We start from the raw sequence: 20,750 nt of genomic DNA, 5'->3' as shown, positions 1-20,750 counted from the left end.
GGAAATGGATAGAAATGCCTCGTAATCAGAAGTTGACTGATACAACTGTATTTGATTTTTCAAAAAAACTTTCGTATTATAGAACACATGTGAAGAAATGTTACATAAGAGAGAAGTGGGGGAGCCTGTATGGAGAAACAACTGATGGATATCGTAACGAATATTAGTGATGTATTATGGTCGAGCGTCCTGATCATCTTACTTGTTGGCTTAGGCATTTATTTTACGATTCGCATGGGATTCGTCCAATTCCGGATGTTACCTGAAATGTTACGGTTACTGTTCCAGGGAACAGATAAAGGAAAGGATGGCGTCTCACCATTCCAAGCGTTCGCGATCAGTACGGCTGCACGTGTCGGGACCGGGAACATTGCCGGTGTTGCGACAGCCATCGCACTAGGTGGACCCGGTGCCGTCTTTTGGATGTGGCTGATTGCCTTGATCGGTTCAGCGTCAGCATTCGTCGAAAGTACACTTGCTCAAATTTATAAAGTCCGTGATGAGAAGGCATGGCGTGGGGGCCCTGCCTACTACATGGAAAAAGCGCTTGGCCAACGGTGGCTCGGAATCGTCTTCAGTATCTTGATTACAATCTCGTTCGGGTTTGTCTTTAACTCGGTTCAATCGAATACGATTTCATTGTCACTTCAAAGTCAGTATGGCATCGATAAGATGTGGATCACGATTGCACTCGTTTTATTAACATCACTCGTGATTTTCGGTGGAGTACGTAGTATTGCAACGGTCTCTGCATTCCTTGTTCCGATCATGGCGGGCGGATACATTTTAATCGCCCTCTTCATTATGATTACGAATCTTGAATTGTTGCCGAACGTCTTCGGCTTGATTTTCCAAGAGGGACTTTTAGAGTTCAAGACGCTTGCTGGCGGAGCAATTGGTGCTGCAGTTCTTAACGGAATTCGTCGTGGTCTGTTCTCGAATGAAGCCGGTATGGGTTCTGCTCCGAATGCTGCTGCGACGGCTGAAGTGTCACACCCCGTCAAGCAAGGTTTGATTCAATCATTCGGTGTATTTGTTGATACGTTACTCATTTGTTCGTCAACAGCGATGATCATCCTCGTCAGTGATGTCGCGACGAAAGACGCGAACGGAAAAGCAGTTGCCGGGATCGAACTCGCGCAAAACGCACTCTCGACTCAGGTCGGAGTGTTTGCGACGACGTTCATGGCACTTGCGATCTTCTTGTTCGCATTTAGTTCAATCATCGGAAACTATTATTACGGTGAATCGAACATCAGCTTCATTAATGACAATAAAACACTGATGATGGCTTACCGTGTCATCGTACTCGGGATGATTGTCTTCGGTTCAGTCGTACAGACGGCAGGTCTTGTCTGGGCGCTTGCTGATATTTTCATGGGCTTGATGGCAGTCGTCAACTTGTATGCGATTTTCCGCTTATCTAAAATCGCGAAACTCGCACTTGATGATTACCTCGAACAACGAAAATCCGGAAAAGATCCGCGTTTTTATGCGAATTCGATTCCGAACTTACCAGGTAAAGAATCTCTTGAGGCGTGGGAAACGGACGAATCAAAAGAAAAAGCGATTTAATCAAAAAGAACCGGCATTTTGCTGGTTCTTTTTGCATGTAGACAACGTGCTATCAGAAGGTGAGAGCGTTTTTTTTCGTTGCTTTTTAGTACGCAGATTCTAAAAAAATTACTAAAGCATCGAAAAAATGGGAATAGCTATTAAAGAAACGAAGAAAGGAGAGGGAGGATGGAAAACGTACATTACGTTCGTGTCGCGGATGCCGTTTGGGATTCGTTTGGTGACGACCCGCATATCATCATGGACTGGATTCTTTTTATCCATGAGACGCAGCCGGATTATGAACAGCTATTTGCTCTGGAAGACACGGCAGCTCTCTATCACTTGATGAATCAAATCGATATCTATATCGATCAAGAGACCCATTACAACTTAGGTCGAGCGATTGTCGGTGAAGAGTTGATTGTCAACGAAACACAAGCAGCAATTGTCGGGATTCTCCCTCTTCCGTTAATCATCATCTCAGCAGAAGTCATGCGAAATTTTGATCGTCGGTCACTTGAGACGATTTATGATGAAGCGGGGCAACACGGAAAATTCGACGACGTGTGGGAACAGTTTGCTGATTTACGCGCATACTTCAGCAAGGCTGAAACGACAGAAGAGACGATTCTTATTTATTACGCTTAAAAAAAGACTGCTACGGGATAGGTCCCGTCAGCAGTCTTTCGTGTATCGGTCAGTGGATTAAAAGTCAATTTCGTCAGGGTCCGGTCCGAGGCGGACTTCTGTCGCGAGACGATCGATTTGTTCGAGGTCGTCTGCATCGAGTTGGAAATCAAACACATCGAAGTTTTCAGCAATCCGTTCTGGTGTGACTGATTTCGGAAGCGCAACGATTCCGTTATCGAGGTGCCAACGTAGAACGACTTGTGATGGGCTCTTACCATGTTTTTCAGCAATCTCTTTGAAATCATTGATTTCAAGGAACTTACCTTGCATGAGTGGGCTCCATGCTTCGACTTGAATGCTGTGATCTTGCAAGTACTCATGCAATTCATGCTGTGGAAGTTGTGGATGAAGCTCGACTTGGTTGATCATCGGCGTCATGAGTCCTTCTTCAGCAAGTGTATCGAGATGATGTTCTTTAAAGTTCGATACACCAATCGCCTTGATTTTACCTGCTTCGTACAGCTCGACCATGGCTTTCCATGCTTCGACATAACCTTCGACCGGCCAGTGAATGAGATAAAGATCGAGATAATCGGTTTCTAGTCGCTCAAGTGACTCAGCGAAAGCCTCTTTCGTCCGTCCGGCACGAATGTCATCGTTCCAAACTTTAGACGTCAAGAAGAGTTCTTCACGTTTCACGCCGCTTTCTTTGATTCCTTTTGCGACACCACGTTCGTTTTTGTAGACGGCAGCCGTATCGATATGACGGTAACCGACGCGAAGTGCTTCTGCGACGGCAGCCGGTGCTTCCGTCTCTTCATCGACTTGCCAGACACCGAACCCGATCTGTGGAATCGTGATACCATTTGAAAGTTTTGCGTATTGCATGTATATACTCCTCCTTCAATGAAACTAGAATATGGATTTGCCTGTTCAGTTTAGCATGAACTTAGCGGAACATCTGTTTTGATGCTCATAAGCAGGGAATATAGAATGGGAAAGAGAAGAAAGTCTACTGATGCATAAACGAAGAGAGGTGTAATATCATGGTGAAATCGATTAAAAAAGTACCAAAAGGAGTTTGGACAAGCATTGCAGCACTATTAGGTGCTCAAGCCACGTTCCTCTTCCTTGGTGCCCGCAAGACAGGACGCAATCCGTGGGTATGGGGTGGAGCAGGACTCGTTCAATTTCCGCTTCCGGCGATTGCCTATTTCATTTTGAATCGTCAAGAAAAACAAAAATAAAGTGAACCCCCGTCGCAGACGAAGCGACGGGGGTTGTTTGTTTTACGACATGTTGTTTTTCTGTGCGGCATCGCTCTTCCGGCGTGGGAAGCCGAAGAAGATTGCCAGTGATCCACAAACGAACAGTAAAAATGGATAGAACAAATAAGGAATCAGTTCGGGTGACGCCGTTTTCGTCAATTCAGCGGCAATCAAAAGTTGCGCTCCGTACGGGATGATTCCTTGAACACCACAGGAAAAGAGGTCGAGGATACTGGCTGACTTCTTCCGGTCGATGTCATACGTATCCGCGATTTCAGCAGCGAGCGGACCGGCGACAAGAATCGAAATCGTATTATTTGCTGTTGCGAGATTCGTTGCACTGACGAGGGCAGCCATACTGAACTCAGCTCCCCGGCGTTTCGAAATCTTTCGTGTCAGCGTTTCTTTGAGATAAGCAATTCCACCGTTATAGGTGATCAGGCTGACGAGTCCACCCATCAGCAACGTCAAGATTGAGATTTCTGCCATCCCCATCAATCCGTCAGACATCGCGAGGACAAACCCACTTACTCCGAAACTACCGTCGATCATTCCGATGATGCCTGTCAATAACGTCCCGCCGAGTAAGACGAGAATGACGTTGACACCAAAGAGTGCGAGCGCGATGACGGAAAGATACGGAATCAGCTTATAAAATTCAAATGCTTTCGCTTCGACGACATCTCCGGAACCTGACACGAAAGCGAGTAAGATGACAGTGATGACGGCAGCAGGCAAGACGATTAAAAAGTTCGTTCTGAATTTATCACGCATGTTCGTTTTTTGTGTCCGGACAGCGGCGATTGTCGTATCTGAGATAAACGATAAGTTATCACCGAACATTGCTCCACCGACGACGGCAGCAGCGGCGAGTGCGACATTGACACCCGTCGCGTCATGAATCCCGAGTGCGATCGGTGCAAGGGCAGCGATTGTGCCGGTCGAAGTTCCCATCGCCATCGAGATGAAAGCGGCAATGATGAACAATCCACTCATTAAAAGAGACTGGGGTAGGAAACTGAGTGCAGCGTTGACGGTCGCATCAATGGCTCCGATTGCATTCGCTGTTCCAGAAAATGTGCCAGCGAGTAAAAAGATGAAGACCATGATCATGATGTCCGGATTTCCGGCACCGCGGGCAATCCGCTCGACGGTCTGGTTGATGTCTCCCTTAGATGTCGCAGCAGCAAAAATCAAGGCGATTAAAGCTGCAATCAAGATGGGGAATTTGTAAAAGTCGTTATAGAAGATTCCTGCACCGATGAATAATACAAGGAAAACGAACAAGGGGAACAACGCCCATTTGTTCGGCGTAACCGTTTCGTTCATGTGAATCACTCCATTTCTTCAGCATACAAAAAAAGACCCCTTCGCAAGAAAGAAGGAGGTCTTTACTGAAAAAGACGCTCTTCTTATCTCTCAAGCCATAGCTTGCTGGATTTGGCACAGTACGAATCAATCGTCCGCTGCCGAAACATCATTGGGCCAGTCCCTCCGTTTCTCGCGATAAAAAGAAGTCATTTAGTTGTTTAGTCGTTGTTTAAAACACGTTTATTACCCTAACGTATCTTTTAATGCTTGTCAACTGTACCTTACTGCAGTGCTTGTTTGAGCGTCGTCACGTTTTCGTTCATCAAATCAAAGTACGATTGATCTTGTTGATCTTTTGCGACGGACTCGAGGTTATGAATCGTAATCGATTCGGCACCGATTTCTTTTTGGATGACACGGGCGACCTTTGGCGACACCGTCTCTTCGAAGGCGATATAGTTTAAGTCATGCATCTCTGCTTCCTTGACGATGGCAGCCAGCTGTTTTTGGGACGGTTCGTCAGACGGTGAAATACCGGCAATCGGCAGTTGCGTGAAACCGTAACGTTCCGCCAAGTACCCGTATGCGGCATGCGTGACGAGAAGCTCCTTTTTCGAACCGGAGTCAACAGCTTTTTGTAAATTTTGGTCGAGTTCATCTGCTTGTTTGTTAAAGAGTGCGAGGTTTTTATCAAACGTTTCCTTCCGGTCAGGTGCTTCCTTTGCTAACGCGGTCGTAATCGAGTCAGCCATTTTCTTGGCGTTGTTCGGGTCGAGCCAAACATGCGGATCGTATTGTCCATGATCGTGCGACTCTTCTTCAGCCTCGTGATCATCATGGTCATCGTGTGCGTCTTCTTCGTGCGTATGAAGCGAAGCGGAAGCTTCGAGTAAGTCGATATTTTTACTTGTCTCGACAAAACGAATGGAATTACCGGCTAAACTTTCCTTAATCTTTTCAGAGTACGGCTCAAGGGTTGTGCCGGTAAGTAAAAATAGATCGCCTTTCGCAATCGTCGTCAGTTGCTTCGGAGTCGGCTCATACGAATGCGGGTCGGCGCCAGGGGGAACGATTAATTCGACCTGGACGTCCTTTCCGCCGATTTCTTTGGCGATGGCTGCCGTGGCGAACGTCGACGTATAAATTTGCAATTTACCGTCTTCGTCTGAATTTGAAGTCGATGAGCCGCATGCGGCGAGCAGACTGGCAGTTACTGTCGCGATGGTTAACGCTGGAATGATTTTTTTCATATATGAACCCTCCAAGATAATTAAAACGTAATTGTTCCGATTTGGACTTTCTAACTATATCCGACGGAAATTAAAGCGTCAAGTCGGAATGTTGTGAAGTTCTAGTTCAAAATAAATCGGGTAAGAGAAGAGTAGAAGTGAAATCGGAATGAGCCTTGGAGGTGATGAGGTGAAACGTGAAACAGCATGGTTGATGGGTGGCGCCGCTATTTTGACGACGGCTGCTGCTGGTGCGAGTATTTGGAATAATTATGGAGCCTTACTCAGATGGACGGAGCCGGTCTTGCCGCTTACCGAAAAGCAATTAGCACCACGAAATCTTTTATACAAGACGGTCAATCAGCAGGACTTGACGTTAGATATCTATTATCCACCGGGAGAAGGGCCGTTTCCGGTCGCGATTTATGCTCATGGCGGCGCATTCGTTCGTGGAAACCGTGATGATGTGTTTAGTTTTGCTCCAATCATCGACCGGTTTTTAGAACTCGGGATTGCCGTTTGCAGCATCGACTATCGTTTATTTGAGGATGGCAGCTACTTTCCGGACAACCTGGAAGATGTTCGAGATGCCTTATGTTTTTTAAATCAACAAGCGGATGAATTACGCATCGCGCGCGGTCGCATGCTTTTATGGGGTGATTCAGCAGGTGGAGCCCTAATGTTGACGACGGCGCTTGCCCCGACTGAATTTATCGGCGAACAGGCGGAGGCGCATCTTCCTTTAATCAGTGGAGTCATCGCCTTGTATCCGCCGACGAATTTTCTGTTGTTTAAATTCATTCAAACCTGGATTGCCCATATCAAGTTTTATGGGGGTGGACGTGAAGAATGGCGACAGTTGATGATGCGTGTCTCCCCGGCGACACATTTAAGTTCCGACTCGCCGCCGATCATGCTGCTGCACGGAAAAAAGGATCCGATTGTCCCGTTTGCTCAAGCACTCCACTTTGTTGAGAAGGGGGCGGATGTCGGGGCGGATGTTCGATTATTCTCTTTCCCGAATGGCACACATTCGCTGGCGAGCTTTGCCCAAACTGAAAATCCACTCAAAATTGAACGTTTGCTCGAACGAATCGAAGCCTTCAGTTGTCAAGTGCTTGTCTTACCGAAACGAGAGGCGCTTCATTAGGAAACATGATACAATCAGTCATATTTCTTTAGAAGGAGACTGCAATATGACGGAAATTTGTTTAGTACGACACGGTCAAACGGACTGGAACTTAAACGAGCGGATTCAAGGACGTGAAGATATACCGCTTAACGAGACCGGTAGAAAACAGGCGGCTCTCAGTGCTGCCTACCTGGCAGAAGAACAGTGGGACGTCTTGATTTCAAGTCCGCTATCGCGAGCTGTCGAAACTGCTGAAATCATTGGTCAATCGATCGGTCTAAGCTTGACGGAAACGGATGAACGGCTTGTCGAGCGCGAATTTGGAACGGCTTCCGGTGAACCGGTCGCCGGAATTTACGAAGCAGTGCAGGCAAATGATGCAGAGCGCGTCCCGGGGCTTGAAACGGAAGCGGAAATTCAACAGCGTGTCTTCAGTGCGGTTGAAGAACTGACAGAAAAATATCGAGGAAAACGCCTCTTAGTCGTCTGCCATTCGCATACGATTAAAGCGGCACTCTCCTCGATTGATGAGACATTCAGTTACCGGACGCCGTTAAAAAATGCATGTGCGAATTACATTCGTTTTTCCGACCGTTATGAGATTGAGCGGATTAATGTAGCGGACCATATCACAATTTGAACATCATCCTTCGACGGTTGCCGGATGTTCTTGTAAGTACTGTTTAAACGTTTCTTTCGCGATGCTCGTGATATGAGCACCACGTTTAGAGCGTCGGTCTTTATATTCTTGAATCAGCTCTTCGCCAGTAAAGTTGTCTTCGACGACTTCACGCAAAATCGATTCGGATAAATCATTTTTCATCATGACCATCTTACCGGTAAAGAGATAAGAGACGCCTTCGCTCAATTGCGTACTTTCATAAGGCGTGACGATCATGGCGGCGGGGTCATTGTCCGGCCGTGAAATCGTGATTTCAATCAAAGCGCGCAGCTTTTTCTCGAACAGTTCTTTCAAAATCGGTTGATCGGTGTCGGTGACGACGATTTCAGCGACCCACTGGGCGGTTTGGTCGGTACTCACCGTCAGCCCATCTTTAATCTGAACGGGGATTGTCGTATCTCGCCCTGATTCATCCATGAGAATACGTAATGTACACAATTTAAAGGTTTTCAAAAAGAACTCCTCCTTTTGTTGTTCGTACGTGATTTTCTTCAGTATAACGTGAGTCTGTCGCCTGCGCGAAACTTTTCGTAACGTCTTCGAGTCGAACTATGTTTAAATGGAACTAGAAATCAGAAACAGGAGGACCGTTTATTATGCCGCAAGCACTTATAGGAATATTAGGAATCGTGGGGATTATCTTACTTGCCCATCACATCATCATGTATTGGCATGCTGAGCCAAAAGATCGCCCGACGCTTGCGTACCGCATAGCGCTCCTGATCGCCTGTTTGCTTCTTATCAGTGGAAGTGATCATTTAATTAGTATCTTTTACGCCGATTCTCTTGCTGAGTTCGGTCAACGGATTACCTATATCGTCTTCATCGGAGGTGCGCTTGGTTTTGCGTGGTACTTTCGTCAACAAATGGAACAAGCGACAGCCAAAATGACTGCTCACCCAAACGAAACAGCCCACTTCAGTTGAAGGGGCTGTTTTTAGCGTATAGAAAAATGAGAGGGAGATGAAAAGGTAGCCTTTCAAGACGTCCGTCAAGAAGCTTGATTCTTGAGGCTGCTTGATTTTGTTATTTTACACCACTTGCGAGGCGTGTTTTCCGAATCATGTCGAGTTTCAGTTTCCAGAGACGGTCGCTGAACGTGACGGCATAGATTTCAGGTAGACGTAGACGTTTGTACTCTTCCCACAGGCGTCCGATTTGCTGTTCGTGGAACTGACGACTTTCTTCAATCGTCGGAACGGTATACACGAGTTCACCGTCCTTAAAGATCGGTGCAAGTAACCGTTCAACCTTAAAGTTTTCAATCCGGTTCCGGAACGACGGGTCACGGACGTCAATCAAATCGACGAAGTCGAGTTGACTCGGATCTTCATCGAGTAACGTGATGTAGTCGCCTTTGAACTTGTTCGTTTCCGGGTCGACGATGCGGTACGCCTCCTTGATATGCGGTGTCGTCGTCTTCGCTTTTGAAGACGAAACTTTGATGACGGGTGCAAGTTCGCCGTCAATTTCGCGGGCGACGAGTTTATAGACCATGCCGAGCGCCGGTTGTTCGTACGCCGTGATGCCGCGTGTTCCGACGAGGAAGGTGTTTGCCTGTGCCCCTTGGATGCGAAGGTCTTGAATGACATATTCGTCTAAATCACCAGACAGGACAATTTCGACGTCGAGTAAGCCGGCTTCATCAAGCATCTTCCGGGCGCGTTTTGATAGGTAGGATAAGTCGCCGGAATCGATTCGAATCCCGCGTAACTTATGTCCGTCTGCTGCGAGTTCTTTTGCGACCGTGATCGCGTTCGGGAGTCCGCTTTTAAGCGTATCGTACGTATCGACGAGCAGTGTCGCCTGATCCGGATAATGCGATGCGAACGTCCGGAAAGCCGTCAACTCATCATCATGAAACTGGATATCTGCATGCTCCATCGTTCCACCACATGGGATACCAAAGTCGCGGCCGGCCGACGCGAGGCTTGTCACGTCGAACCCGGCTAAATAAGAGGCACGTGTTCCGAAGTAAGCAGCATCGATTCCTTGGGCGCGGCGTGAACCGGCTTCGAGGAATTTCGCGCCTGGTGCCGACTGCCGAATCCGTGCGTATTTTGTCGCAATCAACGATTCGTGATTGGCGATGTTCAAGATGGCCGTTTGCAGTAACTTCGCCTCAAAAATCCGTGCTTCAATCCGGACTAATGGTTCGTTCGGGAAGACGATTTCGCCTTCTTTGACACTCGAGAGGGAGCCATTGAATTTAAAGTTACGTAACTCATCCTTGAATTCATCCGGGAACCCGATCATCGTTTGAAGATACGTAATGTCTTCTTCTGTGAAGTGGAGTGTCTGGATATATTCGATGATATTTTCAAGACCGGCGAAGACGACATAACCACCTTCGAATGGATTGCTGCGGTAATAGACGTCAAAAACAGCACGTTCATTATGGCGCCCTTCCTTCCAGTAGATATACATCCATCTCGGAAGATAGAGGTCAGTATGAAGTGCAAGATTACGTTGTAACATGAAGACAGATCCCTTCTTATTCGCCGACGACTTCTGCGCCGATCGATTGTTTAAAGTGTGTGAGTGCCCAGTCGTGGCCGGCCGCATTGAAGCTGGCGACGGCGTCAGCATGGACGACGATTTTATAGCCGAGATTGTACGCGTCGACAGCAGTGTGCAAGATGCAGATGTCTGTACAAACGCCGACGAGGTGAACTTCTGTGATATGCCGTTCACGAAGACGTAAATCTAGGTCCGTCCCAGCAAAGGCGCTATAGCGCGTCTTGTCGATGACATGATCCGCAACACGTGCCATCTCTGCGACCTGTCCGAATAAGTCCCGTCCGTGTGTTCCCCGAATATTATGAGGCGGGAAGAGGACGGTTTCCGGATGGAATGTGTCGCCTTCTTCATGAAGGTCGTTTGCAATGACGACATAATCGTTCGTCGAAAATTCATCCATGAGCGATGCGATGCGTCCTTCGATGAGTTGACCCGGTTTACCGCAAGTCAGCTTACCTTCATCGGCGACGAAATCAAACGTATAATCAATAACGATAAGAGCGCGCATGAGCGATAGCCCCTTTCCTGAATGGGATATAGTGTTCTCTTTCACATTGTACTCTATCTCACTTCGAAGGCAAAAGGAAGAAATCGAACGAGTAGAGGTATAAGAAGTAAGGAAAGTAGGGTATAAGGTATAGGACGAAAACGATAGTAGAGGAGGAGAATGGAATGGAACGGTTGAATGAGTATGAGGTAGAAGAACGTTTAGAAGGTCTGAATGACTGGAGCGTCGTCGATGACGAAATCGTACGCATCTACACATTGGATTCTTTTCCGGCGGCACTTGATTTTGTTCAAGAGGTCGGTTCTTTAGCAGAACACTTGAATCATCACCCGCGGATCATGATTGATTATAAACAGGTGACGCTCGCCGTGACGACACATGATGCCGGCGGGTTGACTGGGAAAGACTTCGAACTCGCGGAGGCCTGTGATGCCATCTAAACTATTCATTACATTCGGTAGCGGTAACTTTGTCGACCAAATTCGCTCGCGTGATGCTCAAATTCGGGCAGCGGGTGGAAGCGGAGAAGCATTACTCTGGATTGAAACGGACGGAAAGTCACCGTTTCAAAGCGGGAACAGCTATACACTCCTCGAAACGCGTGGTAATTTTGATGAGAAGGGGACGATTTTTTACTGGTCGATTCCGGCAGATCAAAATAGCGGCGATCTTTTCATCCATCAGGTCATGTCGGACCCGAAAGTACTCGGGGCAGAATATGGCAGTTTTCAAGCCTTACGGATTGCCCGCGTCGAACGGGCGACGGATCTCGTGTTATTGATTCAATTCAAGGACGAAGGAGATGCGTCACGTTACGCAAAATCAGTTGAACGCTTGACGGTTGATCAGTATGCTGAAGAGGCAGGGAAGTCGTTTGCGCCTTCTCCAATTATGAAACGTTATCAACTTGTACCACCATTACATTAAAATGACACAGGGGGAAGAACCAGATGAAAAAGAATTATTTTGTACTCGCAACAGTAGGTGGCGCACTAATCGGAGCAACACTCTCATTACTTCATAAAGATACACGCCAAGCACAAATCGAAGCGACGAAGCGTGCGTTTGGCGGAGCCGGCACACAACTTTCGGCAGTCAAACAAGATCCAAAAGGACGTTTTGAAGAAATTCGTGCCCTCTACACAGATAATCAAGAAACCATCCATAATCTGATTGACGATGTGAAGGATCTTGCGGAATCTTTCCGGAAGTAAGAATAAGAAAAAAGCGCCGAGTCTGTTTTCCGTAGTACGGAATCAGACAAGGCGCTTTTTTTTGTAGATTAGATGAATCGCGCGAGTAGACCGAAAACGGCAAAGGCAACGATGACATAAAACACGATGCGTCCCGTTTGACCGGATCCTGTCGAGTGAACGACATGACCACCGAACGTCGCCCGTTGACCCGTATTAAACGGACGTGTGAACGGAACAGCGCTTTTTCCGAAGATGAATCCAGCTAGGAATCCGAGGAGGAAACCATACAAGTGACCGAAGACGGAAACGTTCGAGCCGATCAGTGTAAAGACGGCCGTGATGGCACTAAAGATGTAGACGAGTCGTGCATCTTCGACAGAAATGATCGTCCGACGAAAACGACCGAGATAAACGTAAAAGCCAAGCAAACCTAAGATGGCTCCAGATGCTCCCGCCTGTCCATAAAATAAGTTATCGCTCAACGTGACATACGTCAACACGTTAGCGAGCGTTCCTACAAGCAAGTAAAAGATGGCAAATTTCACATGCCCGATCATCCGCTCGAGCGCAGGAGCGAAAATAATCAACGCAAACGTATTAAAGGCAATGTGCCAAAAATCGTAGTGTAAAAATGTCGCCGTGACGACACGCCACCATTCGCCCTTCGCGATGAATAAATTAATCGCTGAACCATAACTGAGTGGAGAGAAACCAAAGCCGAGTAACTGATTCAACTGCTCGATGACAAACAGAGCGACTTGGATTAAAATGAACAACGAAACGACCGGATAAGAACGTGTGAACGTTTGTAGATTTTCCGTTCGACTAAACATGACAACACCTCGCTTCACTTTCATTCTATATGAAGTGGACGAAGAATAGAACTGTGGAGGCGTAGGGAATGATTTATGGTATCGGTCTTGACTTGATTGAATTAGAACGCGTTCGTCTGACACTCGAACGTCAACCCCGGATGCTGACACGTATTTTGACGGATCGTGAACAAGCGCGGTATGAAACATTGGCGAACGGACGCCGACTTGAATATCTCGCGGGACGGTTCGCTGCAAAAGAAGCGTTTGTCAAAGCACTCGGCACGGGGATTGGGCGAGAAGTGTCTTGGCGCGATCTTGAAGTACTAAATGAAACATCAGGTCGCCCTATCATGACGGGGCCGTTTGACGGTATGATTCATGTATCGATTACGCATTCGGATCATTATGCGGCAGCACAAGTCTTATTAGAAAAGAGGGATGGCGATGTACCGACCGACGTGGATTGAGATTGATCGTGCTGCGATTGCACACAATGTACGCGAGATAAAGGCAAGAATCGGCGACCAATCGATGATGGCCGTCGTCAAAGCGGATGGCTACGGGCACGGTGCGATCACTGTGGCAGAAATTGCATTGGAAAACGGGGCTGACTTACTTGGCGTCGCTCTTCTTGAAGAAGCAATCGAGCTGCGCGAAGCAGGTATCCAAGCACCGATTCTCATGCTCGAGACGTTATTGCCGGAGCATGTCTCCGTCGCTTCGAATTATGATGTGGCGGTTCCTGTATTTTCAGCCGAGTGGTTACGGCAAGCAAAACAACATCTGACGGAAATCGATTCGCTTCGGATTCATATTAAGGTCGATAGTGGGATGGGACGGCTCGGTCTGCAAACGATGCAAGAACTGGATGAACTTTTAATGGAGCTCGATTCTGATTTGCTTGAGCTCGAAGGAATTTATACACATTTCGCGACAGCGGACGAACTGTCGAGCCGTCTGTTCGAACAGCAACGGACGACGTTTCTCGGCTTCGTCGAACGCGTACCGCACGTGCGATATATCCATGCGGCGAATTCTGCTGCTGCGATTCGACTCGCAGGTCAGGATGACCCGTTTAATATCGTCCGCATCGGGATTGCCCTTTACGGCGCGATGCCGTCTGACGAGATGATTCCATATTATGATTTCCTTCAGCCGGCATTTTCATTGAAGAGTCAGCTGATGCAAGTCAAGTGCGTCGAACCCGGACAGACGATCAGTTATGGGGCGACGTACACGGCACCGACGGACGAATGGATCGGGACCGTCCCGATCGGCTACGCCGATGGGTGGTCGCGACGTTTTCAAGGGTACTCACTCATCGTCGACGGTCAACCGTGTGAAATCGTCGGTCGTGTCTGTATGGACCGGTTAATGATTCGTTTACCGCAGGAATACCCTGTCGGCACAGAAGTGACGTTAATTGGAACGGGCGCACCGATTGATGAAGCAGCACACTGGTTAGGGACGATTAACTATGAAGTCCTTTGTCAATTTTCAAAACGTGTGCCGCGAAAATAAATTTAAAAAACCATCAATATGATGGCAAAAAAATGTTATTTCTTTGAATTTTGATTGTATTTTCTGAATTCGACTGATATATTGAAGTAGAAAGTGAGTCGTTCGTTAAGGTTTCAGTGAATCTGGAGGTGCCATTATCTTGGTCCAACAACGGGAAAAGCAGTTTGTTGAGCGAAATGTAGCGAAGGAGACGATTGGGATGAAGTCGAACCATACGACCGAAGAACGCAAGCGTCAGCTACGTGAGGAATTGAAGCGTGGTTACGAAGAAATGGCAGCAATCAATTTATCAATCGTTGGTGAAATGTTCCAGATTGAAACGGAGGCGGAGTTCTCGCTCCTACGTCAAGTAAGCGGGGTGTAAGCTTTGATAGTCAAACGTGGCGACGTGTTTTATGCAAATTTGTCACCTGTGGTCGGATCGGAACAAGGAGGAGTACGTCCTGTCCTTGTCCTACAAAATGATATTGGTAACCGATTCAGCCCTACTGTTATCGTGGCTGCGATCACGGCACAGATCGACAAAGCCAAACTACCGACCCATGTGGAAGTATATCGAGAGCGACACGGATTAGAACGTGATTCGGTCATCCTACTTGAGCAGGTCCGTACGATCGATAAGCGCCGTCTGACGGATAAGGTGACACACCTGGATCCTGAGACGATGATGAAAGTGAATAGTGCCGTTGCAATCAGCTTAGGCTTGATTGATTTTTAGGCACCTACATAGAAGCACGAGAAGAGTCGATACATTTGTATGCGACTTTTTTTGACTAAATTTTTAAAAATAGGTTTAGAAGTGTTTTAATGCGGGAAATATACTTAAGTGACTTTTTTTAAGGAGCCACTTTATTTACAATCAACTGATGAAACAGAGAGAAATCATATAGCATATTTCCTTGAGGAGGAACTTGAAGATGGATTTAACAATTAGAACAGAGCAACTAGATGGTCAGACGCATCTCTATATCGTAGGAGAGATTGATACGTATACGGCACCAAAACTTCGTCAAGAACTCGTTCCCGCTGTAGAAGCAAATGATGTCGTCGTTCACTTGGATGAAATTCATTACATGGATTCGACAGGTCTCGGTGTATTCGTCGGAGCGCTTAAAGCATCGAAGAAAAATGGTACATCGTTTACGCTTGTTGGTGTTTCAGAACGTATTCGTCGTCTTTTTGAAATTACAGGTCTTTCAAGCATCATTACAATCGACAGTGGTGTACGAGGTGGCACGCAATGAAAAACGAACAACTTGAAATGACACTACCTGCAAAACCTGAATACGTGGCAATCGCGCGTTTGACGGTTTCAGGTGTCGCAAACCGCATGGGCTATACGTATGATGATATCGAAGACATCAAAATTGCTGTTTCTGAAGCATGTGCGAATGCTGTTCAACATGCTTATGAAGACCAGCAAGACGGATCAATGGGCTTAACATGTAACGTTTACCCGGACGATCGTCTTGAAATCATCGTCAAAGACAACGGTGTGACATTTGATAAAGATAGCGTCAAACGCCAAAGTGAACCAATTACGGATTCGCACGATCTAGACTCACTGCATGAGGGGGGACTAGGGATCTTGATGATTGAGGCATTGATGGATCAAGTCACGATCGAAAAAGCAAACGGCGTCACTGTCCATATGACAAAATATATGAATAGAGATGAGGTGGGTCAAAGTGCCAGCAAAGTCTCAACAACGCCATCACAGTGATGACGAAGTCCTTCGACTGATTGATCTGTATCAACAAGATGACCAAGATGAAGAAGTCCATGCCGCGCTACTCGCCCGTTACTCGGATCTCGTCGAGGCGCTCGCCCGTAAATTCTCACGTGGCCGTCCGATTCATGATGATCTCGTTCAAGTCGGGATGATTGGATTGCTTGCCGCACTTCGTCGTTTCGATAAAGAGTTTGGACGAAGTTTCGAATCGTTCGCTGTCCCGACAATCATCGGCGAAATCAAGCGATTCATTCGGGATAAAACATGGAGCGTCCATGTTCCGCGTCGAATTAAAGAGCTAGGTCCTAAGATTAAGAAAGCTGTCGAAGAATTGACGACTGAACTACAACGTTCACCGCGAATCGACGAAATCGCTGCGCGTCTTGAAGTGTCAGAGGAGGAAGTGCTCGAAACACTCGAAATGGGTAAAAGCTATCAAGCGTTATCCGTTGATAGCTCGATTGAAGCGGATCAAGAGGGCAGCACGGTCACTTTACTTGATTTAGTCGGTAACCAGGAAAATGGTTATGACTCGGTCGACCAGAAGCTGATTCTTGAAAAAGCATTTGCTGTACTGACAGACCGTGAGCGTTCGATTCTTGAATGTGCGTATTACCGCAACATGAGCCAAAAAGAAACGGGAGAACTTCTCGGTATTTCGCAAATGCACGTTTCGCGTTTACAACGCCGGGCGTTGCAGAAATTACGAGAAGCGATCAAAGTAGAACCGAATGAAGTATTCTCGAAAGACTGATGCCATGGCGTCAGTCTTTTTTTCTGTCGATTCTTCGGTATAATGAGGGGGAGGTGAGGAAAAATGGAGAAGAGAATCGCAACAGAATTGAATTTACGACCCCAGCAAGTGAAAGCCGTCTTACAGTTGACGGAAGATGGAGGAACAATTCCATTCATCGCACGTTATCGTAAAGAGCAAACTGGTGAGCTCGACGAAGTCGAAATCAAGGCGATCCTCGATCGACATAAAAGCATCACGCAACTCGAAACTAAACGTGACGATGTCCTTCGGAAAATCGAAGAGCAGGGTGTGATGACCGAGGCATTGAATCAAGCGTTGCGTGAAGCGACGACGTTACAACAGATTGAAGACCTATACTTACCGTTCCGTCCGAAACGACGGACGAAAGCGGAAATTGCACGAGAGGCAGGGCTCGCGCCACTCGCAGAGTGGCTCCGTTCGCCGAAACCCTATGAAGAAGCGGGCTTCAAAAAATTGTTCGCAGGGCTTGAAGAAGCAGAGGCAGTCGCTGGTGCAGAAGCAATCATCGCGGAAGAGTGGGGCGAACAAGCAACTGTCCGCGATTACATTCGTCAAGTGACACACCGTGCTGCAGAAATCGTGACGAAACAAAAAAAGGATGCCGTCGATGAGAAAAAGGTCTTTGCCCAGTACTATGAGTACAACGAGCGGGTCCGTCAAATCGTGCCGCACCGGATTTTAGCAATCAACCGGGCGGAAGCCTTAAAAATCGTGTCCGTGAAAGTCATGTTAGACGAGCAGCAAGTATTGCCATACTTACTTCGTCCTTTTAATCGGTTGCCCGAACAAAAGCGCCTGCTTGTTGAAGAAGCAGTCAAAACAGGATATAAAAAATCTGTTTTCCCGGCAATTGAGCGTGAAATCCGAAATGAATTGACGGAGAAGGCGGAGAACCAAGCGATTGAAGTCTTTGGTAAAAACTTGCGCCAACTCTATATGCAACCACCGATGAAAGGGAAAGTCATGTTAGGACTCGACCCGGCTTACCGGACAGGGTGTAAGTGGGCAGTCATTGATCCGACGGGTGAATTAAAAGAAGTCGGCGTTATTTACGTCACGATGTCTGAACAAAAAGCGAAGGAAGCCCGTACTAAATTATCAGAACTGGTGAAGAAATATGGTGTCGAGCTGATAGCGATTGGCAACGGGACGGCATCCCGTGAAACCGAATCCTTTGTAGCGGACTGGATTAAAGGGCATACGGAAGTCGCTTTTACGATCGTCGACGAAGCGGGCGCAAGTATTTACTCGGCTTCAGAAATCGCGCGTACGGAGTTCCCGGACCTCCAAGTCGAGCAACGTTCAGCGATCTCGATTGCCCGTCGTCTTCAAGATCCGTTAGCTGAACTTGTTAAAGTCGATCCTCAATCAGTCGGGGTCGGTCAGTATCAGCATGACGTGACACAAGTGAAACTGAAGGAAACACTCGACTTTGTCGTTGAGACCGTCGTTAACCAAGTCGGTGTCGATGTGAATACGGCGTCTGAGTCCTTGCTCGGGTATGTAGCGGGAATCACGAAGGCGACAGCGAAAAAAATCGTCGAACGACGTTCTGAACTCGGGGCATTTGCTTCACGGAAAGAACTGTTAAAAGTGCCGCGTCTCGGAGCGAAAGCATACGAGCAGGCAGCCGGTTTCCTTCGTATTCCTGAAGGGACGCATCCGCTGGACCGGACACCGATTCACCCGGAACAGTATAAAACTGTCGAACAACTGTTTAAGCAGCTTCAGTTAGCGCTGACGACCGTCGGGACGGAAGAACTCCGCACGAAGTTAGCGGAACTTCCAGTGAAGGATACGGCAGAACAACTCGAGATTGGTGAACCGACGCTCCGAGATATCATTGAAGCCTTGCAGCGTCCGGAGCGCGATCCGCGGGAGGCGCTGGATAAACCGATTTTACGACAAGATGTTTTATCGTTAGACATGATCCAGGTTGGGATGGAGTTCCAAGGGACCGTCCGGAACGTGCTCGACTTTGGAGCATTCGTCGACATCGGTGTAAAGGAAAGTGGACTCGTCCACATCTCGAAGTTAAGTAAACGACGCGTCAAACACCCGCTCGACGTAATCGCCGTCGGAGAAATCGTGACGGTCTGGGTGACGAGTGTCGAACCGGAACGTGGCAGAATCGGTTTAACGATGGTCAGTCCATCATGACGAACGAACAATTACAGCAATACGTCGAGCAGCTTTCGCTCGACGTGTTTGCTTTACCGTTTAGACACAAGGCCGTTTTTAATGAAAGACTACGCACGACAGGTGGCCGTTATTTTTTGACGGATCATCATCTTGACTTTAATCGACGCTATGTAACGGACGCCAAAACCTTTCGTGGCATCGTAGTTCATGAACTTTGTCACTATCATCTTCACCTCGCAGGACGGGGACATCGTCATCAAGATCAAGACTTTAAAGACTGGTTGATGAAGTATGGTGGCTTACGGTACAGTCCGCGATTAGACGGAGACGAAAAAAAATCGCATCAATACGAATGTCATAAATGCGGTACATTATATAGAAGGAAAAGAAAGATGAATCCGGAGAAGTACCGCTGTGGGAAGTGTCGTGGAAAGATTTTTTACAAAAGTAGTTGACGTTCATTTCGGAGCGTGATAAATTATAGAAGTCGTCAAAACGACAGCAACTAAACAACTTATCGTCACTAAAAACTTTTTTAAAAAAGCATTGACGGCAAGAAAGAAAGTTGCTACTATATAAAAGTGCTCCGAAACGAACACAACATTCCGCAATAGCTCAGTGGTAGAGCAACCGGCTGTTAACCGGTAGGTCGTAGGTTCAAATCCTACTTGCGGAGCCATTATCTTTTGGAGATGTACCCAAGTGGCTATAAGGGGCGCCCCTGCTAAGGGTGTAGGCCGGGAAACTGGTGCGAGGGTTCGAATCCCTCCATCTCCGCCAGACCTCTTATGTGAAAATGTTACTTAAGAATAATTATTGCATATTTTATGGCCCGTTGGTCAAGCGGTTAAGACACCGCCCTTTCACGGCGGTATCACGGGTTCGATTCCCGTACGGGTCACCATAATGGAGGATTAGCTCAGCTGGGAGAGCATCTGCCTTACAAGCAGAGGGTCGGCGGTTCGATCCCGTCATCCTCCACCATTTTCAATTTCATACTTAACGTAACAAAAATGTGGTCCTGTGGTGTAGCGGTTAACATGCCTGCCTGTCACGCAGGAGATCGCGGGTTCGAATCCCGTCAGGACCGCCATTTTTGGGCTGTGGCCAAGTGGTAAGGCACTGGATTTTGATTCCAGCATGCGAAGGTTCGATCCCTTCCAGCCCAGTTTTCTCGTGTCATTAGCTCAGTTGGTAGAGCATCTGACTTTTAATCAGAGGGTCGCAGGTTCGAATCCTGCATGACACACCATTTTAAATTTTAATATTGCGGTCGTGGCGGAATGGTAGACGCGCTAGGTTGAGGGCCTAGTGGTGGCAACACTGTGGAGGTTCAAGTCCTCTCGACCGCACCATATCGCACCCTTAGCTCAGCTGGATAGAGTACTTGACTACGAATCAAGGGGTCGGGAGTTCGAATCTCTCAGGGTGCACCATATTTTGTTTGCTTTTGACGGGCCTATAGCTCAGCTGGTTAGAGCGCACGCCTGATAAGCGTGAGGTCGGTGGTTCGAGTCCACTTAGGCCCACCATTTTTCAAAACAAACAATGACGAACTTTGAAAACTGAACGATGAGGCAAAAACGTATCTTCGGATACAAACAATGAATGAAGCGCAAGCTTCGTCAACGTGACTTTTGGTCACAAAAACGAGCAAGTCAAACACTTTATGGAGAGTTTGATCCTGGCTCAGGACGAACGCTGGCGGCGTGCCTAATACATGCAAGTC

The 20,750-nt window shown here is 47.4% G+C and carries 25 protein-coding genes, 10 tRNA genes, 1 rRNA gene and 1 riboswitch; of the genes, 29 read left to right on the top strand and 7 right to left on the bottom strand.

Translation table 11 applies throughout. The features are described from left to right. Nucleotides 1–129 precede the first annotated feature (129 nt). On the top strand, nucleotides 130–1,575 hold the full coding sequence (locus KNP96_RS15260; protein WP_088838085.1) for an alanine/glycine:cation symporter family protein: 1,446 nt from the start codon (nucleotides 130–132) through the stop codon (nucleotides 1,573–1,575). A gap of 168 nt (nucleotides 1,576–1,743) precedes the next feature. Next, a complete protein-coding gene (locus tag KNP96_RS15255) occupies nucleotides 1,744–2,205 on the top strand; it encodes a hypothetical protein (protein ID WP_214771677.1) in 462 nt (153 codons plus the stop codon). 57 nt (nucleotides 2,206–2,262) lie between these two features. Here KNP96_RS15255 and KNP96_RS15250 read toward each other — a convergent pair whose 3' ends face one another. Further along, nucleotides 2,263–3,075 carry an aldo/keto reductase gene (locus tag KNP96_RS15250; RefSeq protein ID WP_088838082.1) on the bottom strand — a complete coding sequence of 271 codons (813 nt, stop codon included), beginning with the start codon at nucleotides 3,073–3,075 and terminating at the stop codon, nucleotides 2,263–2,265. A gap of 158 nt (nucleotides 3,076–3,233) precedes the next feature. Here KNP96_RS15250 and KNP96_RS15245 point away from each other — a divergent pair, with 158 nt between their 5' ends. Continuing rightward, a complete protein-coding gene (locus KNP96_RS15245) occupies nucleotides 3,234–3,434 on the top strand; it encodes a hypothetical protein (protein WP_088838080.1) in 201 nt (66 codons plus the stop codon). A gap of 42 nt (nucleotides 3,435–3,476) precedes the next feature. Here the strand turns inward: KNP96_RS15245 and KNP96_RS15240 are convergent, their stop codons facing one another. Together KNP96_RS15240 and KNP96_RS15235 are read right to left on the bottom strand one after the other, a co-directional pair. Beyond that, the gene (locus KNP96_RS15240) at nucleotides 3,477–4,784 is read right to left on the bottom strand and encodes a Na+/H+ antiporter NhaC family protein (protein ID WP_214771674.1); all 1,308 of its coding nucleotides are present in this window, start codon (nucleotides 4,782–4,784) and stop codon (nucleotides 3,477–3,479) included. An 80-nt stretch (nucleotides 4,785–4,864) separates the two neighbouring features. Next, a riboswitch (SAM riboswitch) is annotated at nucleotides 4,865–4,968 on the bottom strand. A gap of 79 nt (nucleotides 4,969–5,047) precedes the next feature. Next, entirely contained in the window at nucleotides 5,048–6,016 is a 969-nt protein-coding gene (locus KNP96_RS15235; RefSeq protein ID WP_088838076.1) for a metal ABC transporter solute-binding protein, Zn/Mn family, read from the bottom strand. Between the two features lie 169 nt (nucleotides 6,017–6,185). Here KNP96_RS15235 and KNP96_RS15230 point away from each other — a divergent pair, with 169 nt between their 5' ends. Both KNP96_RS15230 and KNP96_RS15225 read left to right on the top strand, forming a co-directional pair. Next, entirely contained in the window at nucleotides 6,186–7,145 is a 960-nt protein-coding gene (locus KNP96_RS15230; protein ID WP_088838074.1) for an alpha/beta hydrolase, read from the top strand. Between the two features lie 46 nt (nucleotides 7,146–7,191). Then, the gene (locus KNP96_RS15225) at nucleotides 7,192–7,767 is read left to right on the top strand and encodes a histidine phosphatase family protein (protein WP_088838073.1); all 576 of its coding nucleotides are present in this window, start codon (nucleotides 7,192–7,194) and stop codon (nucleotides 7,765–7,767) included. 3 nt (nucleotides 7,768–7,770) lie between these two features. On the opposite strand, the gene KNP96_RS15220 is transcribed toward KNP96_RS15225, so the two are convergent. Further along, nucleotides 7,771–8,262 carry a YwpF family protein gene (locus tag KNP96_RS15220; RefSeq protein ID WP_088838072.1) on the bottom strand — a complete coding sequence of 164 codons (492 nt, stop codon included), beginning with the start codon at nucleotides 8,260–8,262 and terminating at the stop codon, nucleotides 7,771–7,773. A gap of 143 nt (nucleotides 8,263–8,405) precedes the next feature. On the opposite strand from KNP96_RS15220, the gene KNP96_RS15215 reads away from it, so the two are divergent. After that, nucleotides 8,406–8,735 (top strand): hypothetical protein, encoded by a 330-nt coding sequence (locus tag KNP96_RS15215; RefSeq protein ID WP_088838070.1) that lies wholly within the window; start codon nucleotides 8,406–8,408, stop codon nucleotides 8,733–8,735. A gap of 100 nt (nucleotides 8,736–8,835) precedes the next feature. Here the strand turns inward: KNP96_RS15215 and KNP96_RS15210 are convergent, their stop codons facing one another. Continuing rightward, nucleotides 8,836–10,287 (bottom strand): nicotinate phosphoribosyltransferase, encoded by a 1,452-nt coding sequence (locus KNP96_RS15210; protein WP_088838068.1) that lies wholly within the window; start codon nucleotides 10,285–10,287, stop codon nucleotides 8,836–8,838. 16 nt (nucleotides 10,288–10,303) lie between these two features. Further along, entirely contained in the window at nucleotides 10,304–10,837 is a 534-nt protein-coding gene (locus tag KNP96_RS15205; RefSeq protein ID WP_029331926.1) for a cysteine hydrolase family protein, read from the bottom strand. Nucleotides 10,838–11,001: 164 nt separating this feature from the next. Between KNP96_RS15205 and KNP96_RS15200 the strand changes: the two genes are divergently transcribed. Genes KNP96_RS15200 through KNP96_RS15190 form a run of 3 tightly spaced genes read left to right on the top strand, consistent with a single transcriptional unit; the run spans nucleotide 11,002 to nucleotide 12,051 of the window. Continuing rightward, on the top strand, nucleotides 11,002–11,277 hold the full coding sequence (locus KNP96_RS15200; protein WP_029331924.1) for a 4a-hydroxytetrahydrobiopterin dehydratase: 276 nt from the start codon (nucleotides 11,002–11,004) through the stop codon (nucleotides 11,275–11,277). Beyond that, entirely contained in the window at nucleotides 11,267–11,764 is a 498-nt protein-coding gene (locus tag KNP96_RS15195) for a hypothetical protein (protein ID WP_214766433.1), read from the top strand. Before KNP96_RS15200 ends, KNP96_RS15195 begins: the two co-directional genes overlap by 11 nt. Nucleotides 11,765–11,787: 23 nt before the next feature. Then, a complete protein-coding gene (locus KNP96_RS15190; RefSeq protein ID WP_088838065.1) occupies nucleotides 11,788–12,051 on the top strand; it encodes a hypothetical protein in 264 nt (87 codons plus the stop codon). Nucleotides 12,052–12,119: 68 nt separating this feature from the next. On the opposite strand, the gene KNP96_RS15185 is transcribed toward KNP96_RS15190, so the two are convergent. Beyond that, nucleotides 12,120–12,866 carry a rhomboid family intramembrane serine protease gene (locus tag KNP96_RS15185; protein ID WP_214771671.1) on the bottom strand — a complete coding sequence of 249 codons (747 nt, stop codon included), beginning with the start codon at nucleotides 12,864–12,866 and terminating at the stop codon, nucleotides 12,120–12,122. A 68-nt stretch (nucleotides 12,867–12,934) separates the two neighbouring features. Here KNP96_RS15185 and acpS point away from each other — a divergent pair, with 68 nt between their 5' ends. The 20 genes from acpS to KNP96_RS15085 form a co-directional block, all read left to right on the top strand. Further along, nucleotides 12,935–13,315, top strand: coding sequence for a holo-ACP synthase (gene acpS / locus KNP96_RS15180; RefSeq protein ID WP_088838061.1), 381 nt, complete (start codon nucleotides 12,935–12,937; stop codon nucleotides 13,313–13,315). Next, nucleotides 13,293–14,369: an alanine racemase gene (gene alr, locus KNP96_RS15175; protein WP_214766435.1), complete on the top strand. Its 1,077-nt coding sequence runs from the start codon at nucleotides 13,293–13,295 to the stop codon at nucleotides 14,367–14,369. Before acpS ends, alr begins: the two co-directional genes overlap by 23 nt. 139 nt (nucleotides 14,370–14,508) lie before the next feature. Continuing rightward, nucleotides 14,509–14,733, top strand: coding sequence for a hypothetical protein (locus tag KNP96_RS15170; protein ID WP_012371670.1), 225 nt, complete (start codon nucleotides 14,509–14,511; stop codon nucleotides 14,731–14,733). A gap of 3 nt (nucleotides 14,734–14,736) precedes the next feature. After that, entirely contained in the window at nucleotides 14,737–15,087 is a 351-nt protein-coding gene (locus KNP96_RS15165; protein WP_029331914.1) for a type II toxin-antitoxin system PemK/MazF family toxin, read from the top strand. 199 nt (nucleotides 15,088–15,286) lie between these two features. Further along, a complete protein-coding gene (locus KNP96_RS15160) occupies nucleotides 15,287–15,613 on the top strand; it encodes an STAS domain-containing protein (protein WP_088838058.1) in 327 nt (108 codons plus the stop codon). Continuing rightward, a complete protein-coding gene (rsbW, locus tag KNP96_RS15155) occupies nucleotides 15,610–16,092 on the top strand; it encodes an anti-sigma B factor RsbW (RefSeq protein ID WP_029331912.1) in 483 nt (160 codons plus the stop codon). Before KNP96_RS15160 ends, rsbW begins: the two co-directional genes overlap by 4 nt. Beyond that, a complete protein-coding gene (gene sigB / locus KNP96_RS15150) occupies nucleotides 16,058–16,855 on the top strand; it encodes an RNA polymerase sigma factor SigB (protein ID WP_012371666.1) in 798 nt (265 codons plus the stop codon). The genes rsbW and sigB overlap by 35 nt, the downstream gene beginning before the upstream one ends. A gap of 63 nt (nucleotides 16,856–16,918) precedes the next feature. Continuing rightward, the gene (locus KNP96_RS15145) at nucleotides 16,919–19,039 is read left to right on the top strand and encodes a Tex family protein (protein ID WP_214771668.1); all 2,121 of its coding nucleotides are present in this window, start codon (nucleotides 16,919–16,921) and stop codon (nucleotides 19,037–19,039) included. Continuing rightward, on the top strand, nucleotides 19,036–19,476 hold the full coding sequence (locus tag KNP96_RS15140) for a SprT family protein (protein WP_088838056.1): 441 nt from the start codon (nucleotides 19,036–19,038) through the stop codon (nucleotides 19,474–19,476). Before KNP96_RS15145 ends, KNP96_RS15140 begins: the two co-directional genes overlap by 4 nt. A 149-nt stretch (nucleotides 19,477–19,625) precedes the next feature. Continuing rightward, nucleotides 19,626–19,700, top strand: a tRNA-Asn gene (locus tag KNP96_RS15135). Nucleotides 19,701–19,709: 9 nt separating this feature from the next. Beyond that, nucleotides 19,710–19,801, top strand: a tRNA-Ser gene (locus KNP96_RS15130). Nucleotides 19,802–19,850: 49 nt separating this feature from the next. Further along, a tRNA-Glu gene (locus KNP96_RS15125) sits at nucleotides 19,851–19,925 on the top strand. 4 nt (nucleotides 19,926–19,929) lie between these two features. Next, nucleotides 19,930–20,005, top strand: a tRNA-Val gene (locus KNP96_RS15120). A gap of 33 nt (nucleotides 20,006–20,038) precedes the next feature. After that, nucleotides 20,039–20,114, top strand: a tRNA-Asp gene (locus KNP96_RS15115). A gap of 4 nt (nucleotides 20,115–20,118) precedes the next feature. After that, a tRNA-Gln gene (locus tag KNP96_RS15110) sits at nucleotides 20,119–20,190 on the top strand. Nucleotides 20,191–20,197: 7 nt separating this feature from the next. Then, a tRNA-Lys gene (locus tag KNP96_RS15105) sits at nucleotides 20,198–20,273 on the top strand. 17 nt (nucleotides 20,274–20,290) lie between these two features. Next, a tRNA-Leu gene (locus KNP96_RS15100) sits at nucleotides 20,291–20,376 on the top strand. Between the two features lie 4 nt (nucleotides 20,377–20,380). Then, a tRNA-Arg gene (locus KNP96_RS15095) sits at nucleotides 20,381–20,457 on the top strand. A 19-nt stretch (nucleotides 20,458–20,476) separates the two neighbouring features. After that, nucleotides 20,477–20,553, top strand: a tRNA-Ile gene (locus KNP96_RS15090). Nucleotides 20,554–20,687: 134 nt separating this feature from the next. Continuing rightward, nucleotides 20,688–20,750 (top strand): 16S ribosomal RNA (locus KNP96_RS15085); the annotation flags it as partial.

This window comes from Exiguobacterium sp. s133 (assembly GCF_018618595.1).
Classification (GTDB): domain Bacteria; phylum Bacillota; class Bacilli; order Exiguobacteriales; family Exiguobacteriaceae; genus Exiguobacterium_A; species Exiguobacterium_A oxidotolerans.
This window is presented reverse-complemented; position numbering and strand designations above follow the sequence as displayed.

What these genes read in the sequence shown, in the direction of transcription:
- KNP96_RS15260 (WP_088838085.1), top strand. Translation starts at nt 130, where the DNA reads ATGGAGAAACAACTGATGGATATCGTAACGAATATTAGTGATGTATTA.
- KNP96_RS15255 (WP_214771677.1), top strand. Translation starts at nt 1,744, where the DNA reads ATGGAAAACGTACATTACGTTCGTGTCGCGGATGCCGTTTGGGATTCG.
- KNP96_RS15250 (WP_088838082.1), bottom strand. Translation starts at nt 3,075, where the DNA reads ATGCAATACGCAAAACTTTCAAATGGTATCACGATTCCACAGATCGGG.
- KNP96_RS15245 (WP_088838080.1), top strand. Translation starts at nt 3,234, where the DNA reads ATGGTGAAATCGATTAAAAAAGTACCAAAAGGAGTTTGGACAAGCATT.
- KNP96_RS15240 (WP_214771674.1), bottom strand. Translation starts at nt 4,784, where the DNA reads ATGAACGAAACGGTTACGCCGAACAAATGGGCGTTGTTCCCCTTGTTC.
- KNP96_RS15235 (WP_088838076.1), bottom strand. Translation starts at nt 6,016, where the DNA reads ATGAAAAAAATCATTCCAGCGTTAACCATCGCGACAGTAACTGCCAGT.
- KNP96_RS15225 (WP_088838073.1), top strand. Translation starts at nt 7,192, where the DNA reads ATGACGGAAATTTGTTTAGTACGACACGGTCAAACGGACTGGAACTTA.
- KNP96_RS15215 (WP_088838070.1), top strand. Translation starts at nt 8,406, where the DNA reads ATGCCGCAAGCACTTATAGGAATATTAGGAATCGTGGGGATTATCTTA.
- KNP96_RS15210 (WP_088838068.1), bottom strand. Translation starts at nt 10,287, where the DNA reads ATGTTACAACGTAATCTTGCACTTCATACTGACCTCTATCTTCCGAGA.
- KNP96_RS15205 (WP_029331926.1), bottom strand. Translation starts at nt 10,837, where the DNA reads ATGCGCGCTCTTATCGTTATTGATTATACGTTTGATTTCGTCGCCGAT.
- KNP96_RS15200 (WP_029331924.1), top strand. Translation starts at nt 11,002, where the DNA reads ATGGAACGGTTGAATGAGTATGAGGTAGAAGAACGTTTAGAAGGTCTG.
- KNP96_RS15195 (WP_214766433.1), top strand. Translation starts at nt 11,267, where the DNA reads ATGCCATCTAAACTATTCATTACATTCGGTAGCGGTAACTTTGTCGAC.
- KNP96_RS15190 (WP_088838065.1), top strand. Translation starts at nt 11,788, where the DNA reads ATGAAAAAGAATTATTTTGTACTCGCAACAGTAGGTGGCGCACTAATC.
- KNP96_RS15185 (WP_214771671.1), bottom strand. Translation starts at nt 12,866, where the DNA reads ATGTTTAGTCGAACGGAAAATCTACAAACGTTCACACGTTCTTATCCG.
- acpS (WP_088838061.1), top strand. Translation starts at nt 12,935, where the DNA reads ATGATTTATGGTATCGGTCTTGACTTGATTGAATTAGAACGCGTTCGT.
- alr (WP_214766435.1), top strand. Translation starts at nt 13,293, where the DNA reads ATGTACCGACCGACGTGGATTGAGATTGATCGTGCTGCGATTGCACAC.
- KNP96_RS15160 (WP_088838058.1), top strand. Translation starts at nt 15,287, where the DNA reads ATGGATTTAACAATTAGAACAGAGCAACTAGATGGTCAGACGCATCTC.
- rsbW (WP_029331912.1), top strand. Translation starts at nt 15,610, where the DNA reads ATGAAAAACGAACAACTTGAAATGACACTACCTGCAAAACCTGAATAC.
- KNP96_RS15145 (WP_214771668.1), top strand. Translation starts at nt 16,919, where the DNA reads ATGGAGAAGAGAATCGCAACAGAATTGAATTTACGACCCCAGCAAGTG.
- KNP96_RS15140 (WP_088838056.1), top strand. Translation starts at nt 19,036, where the DNA reads ATGACGAACGAACAATTACAGCAATACGTCGAGCAGCTTTCGCTCGAC.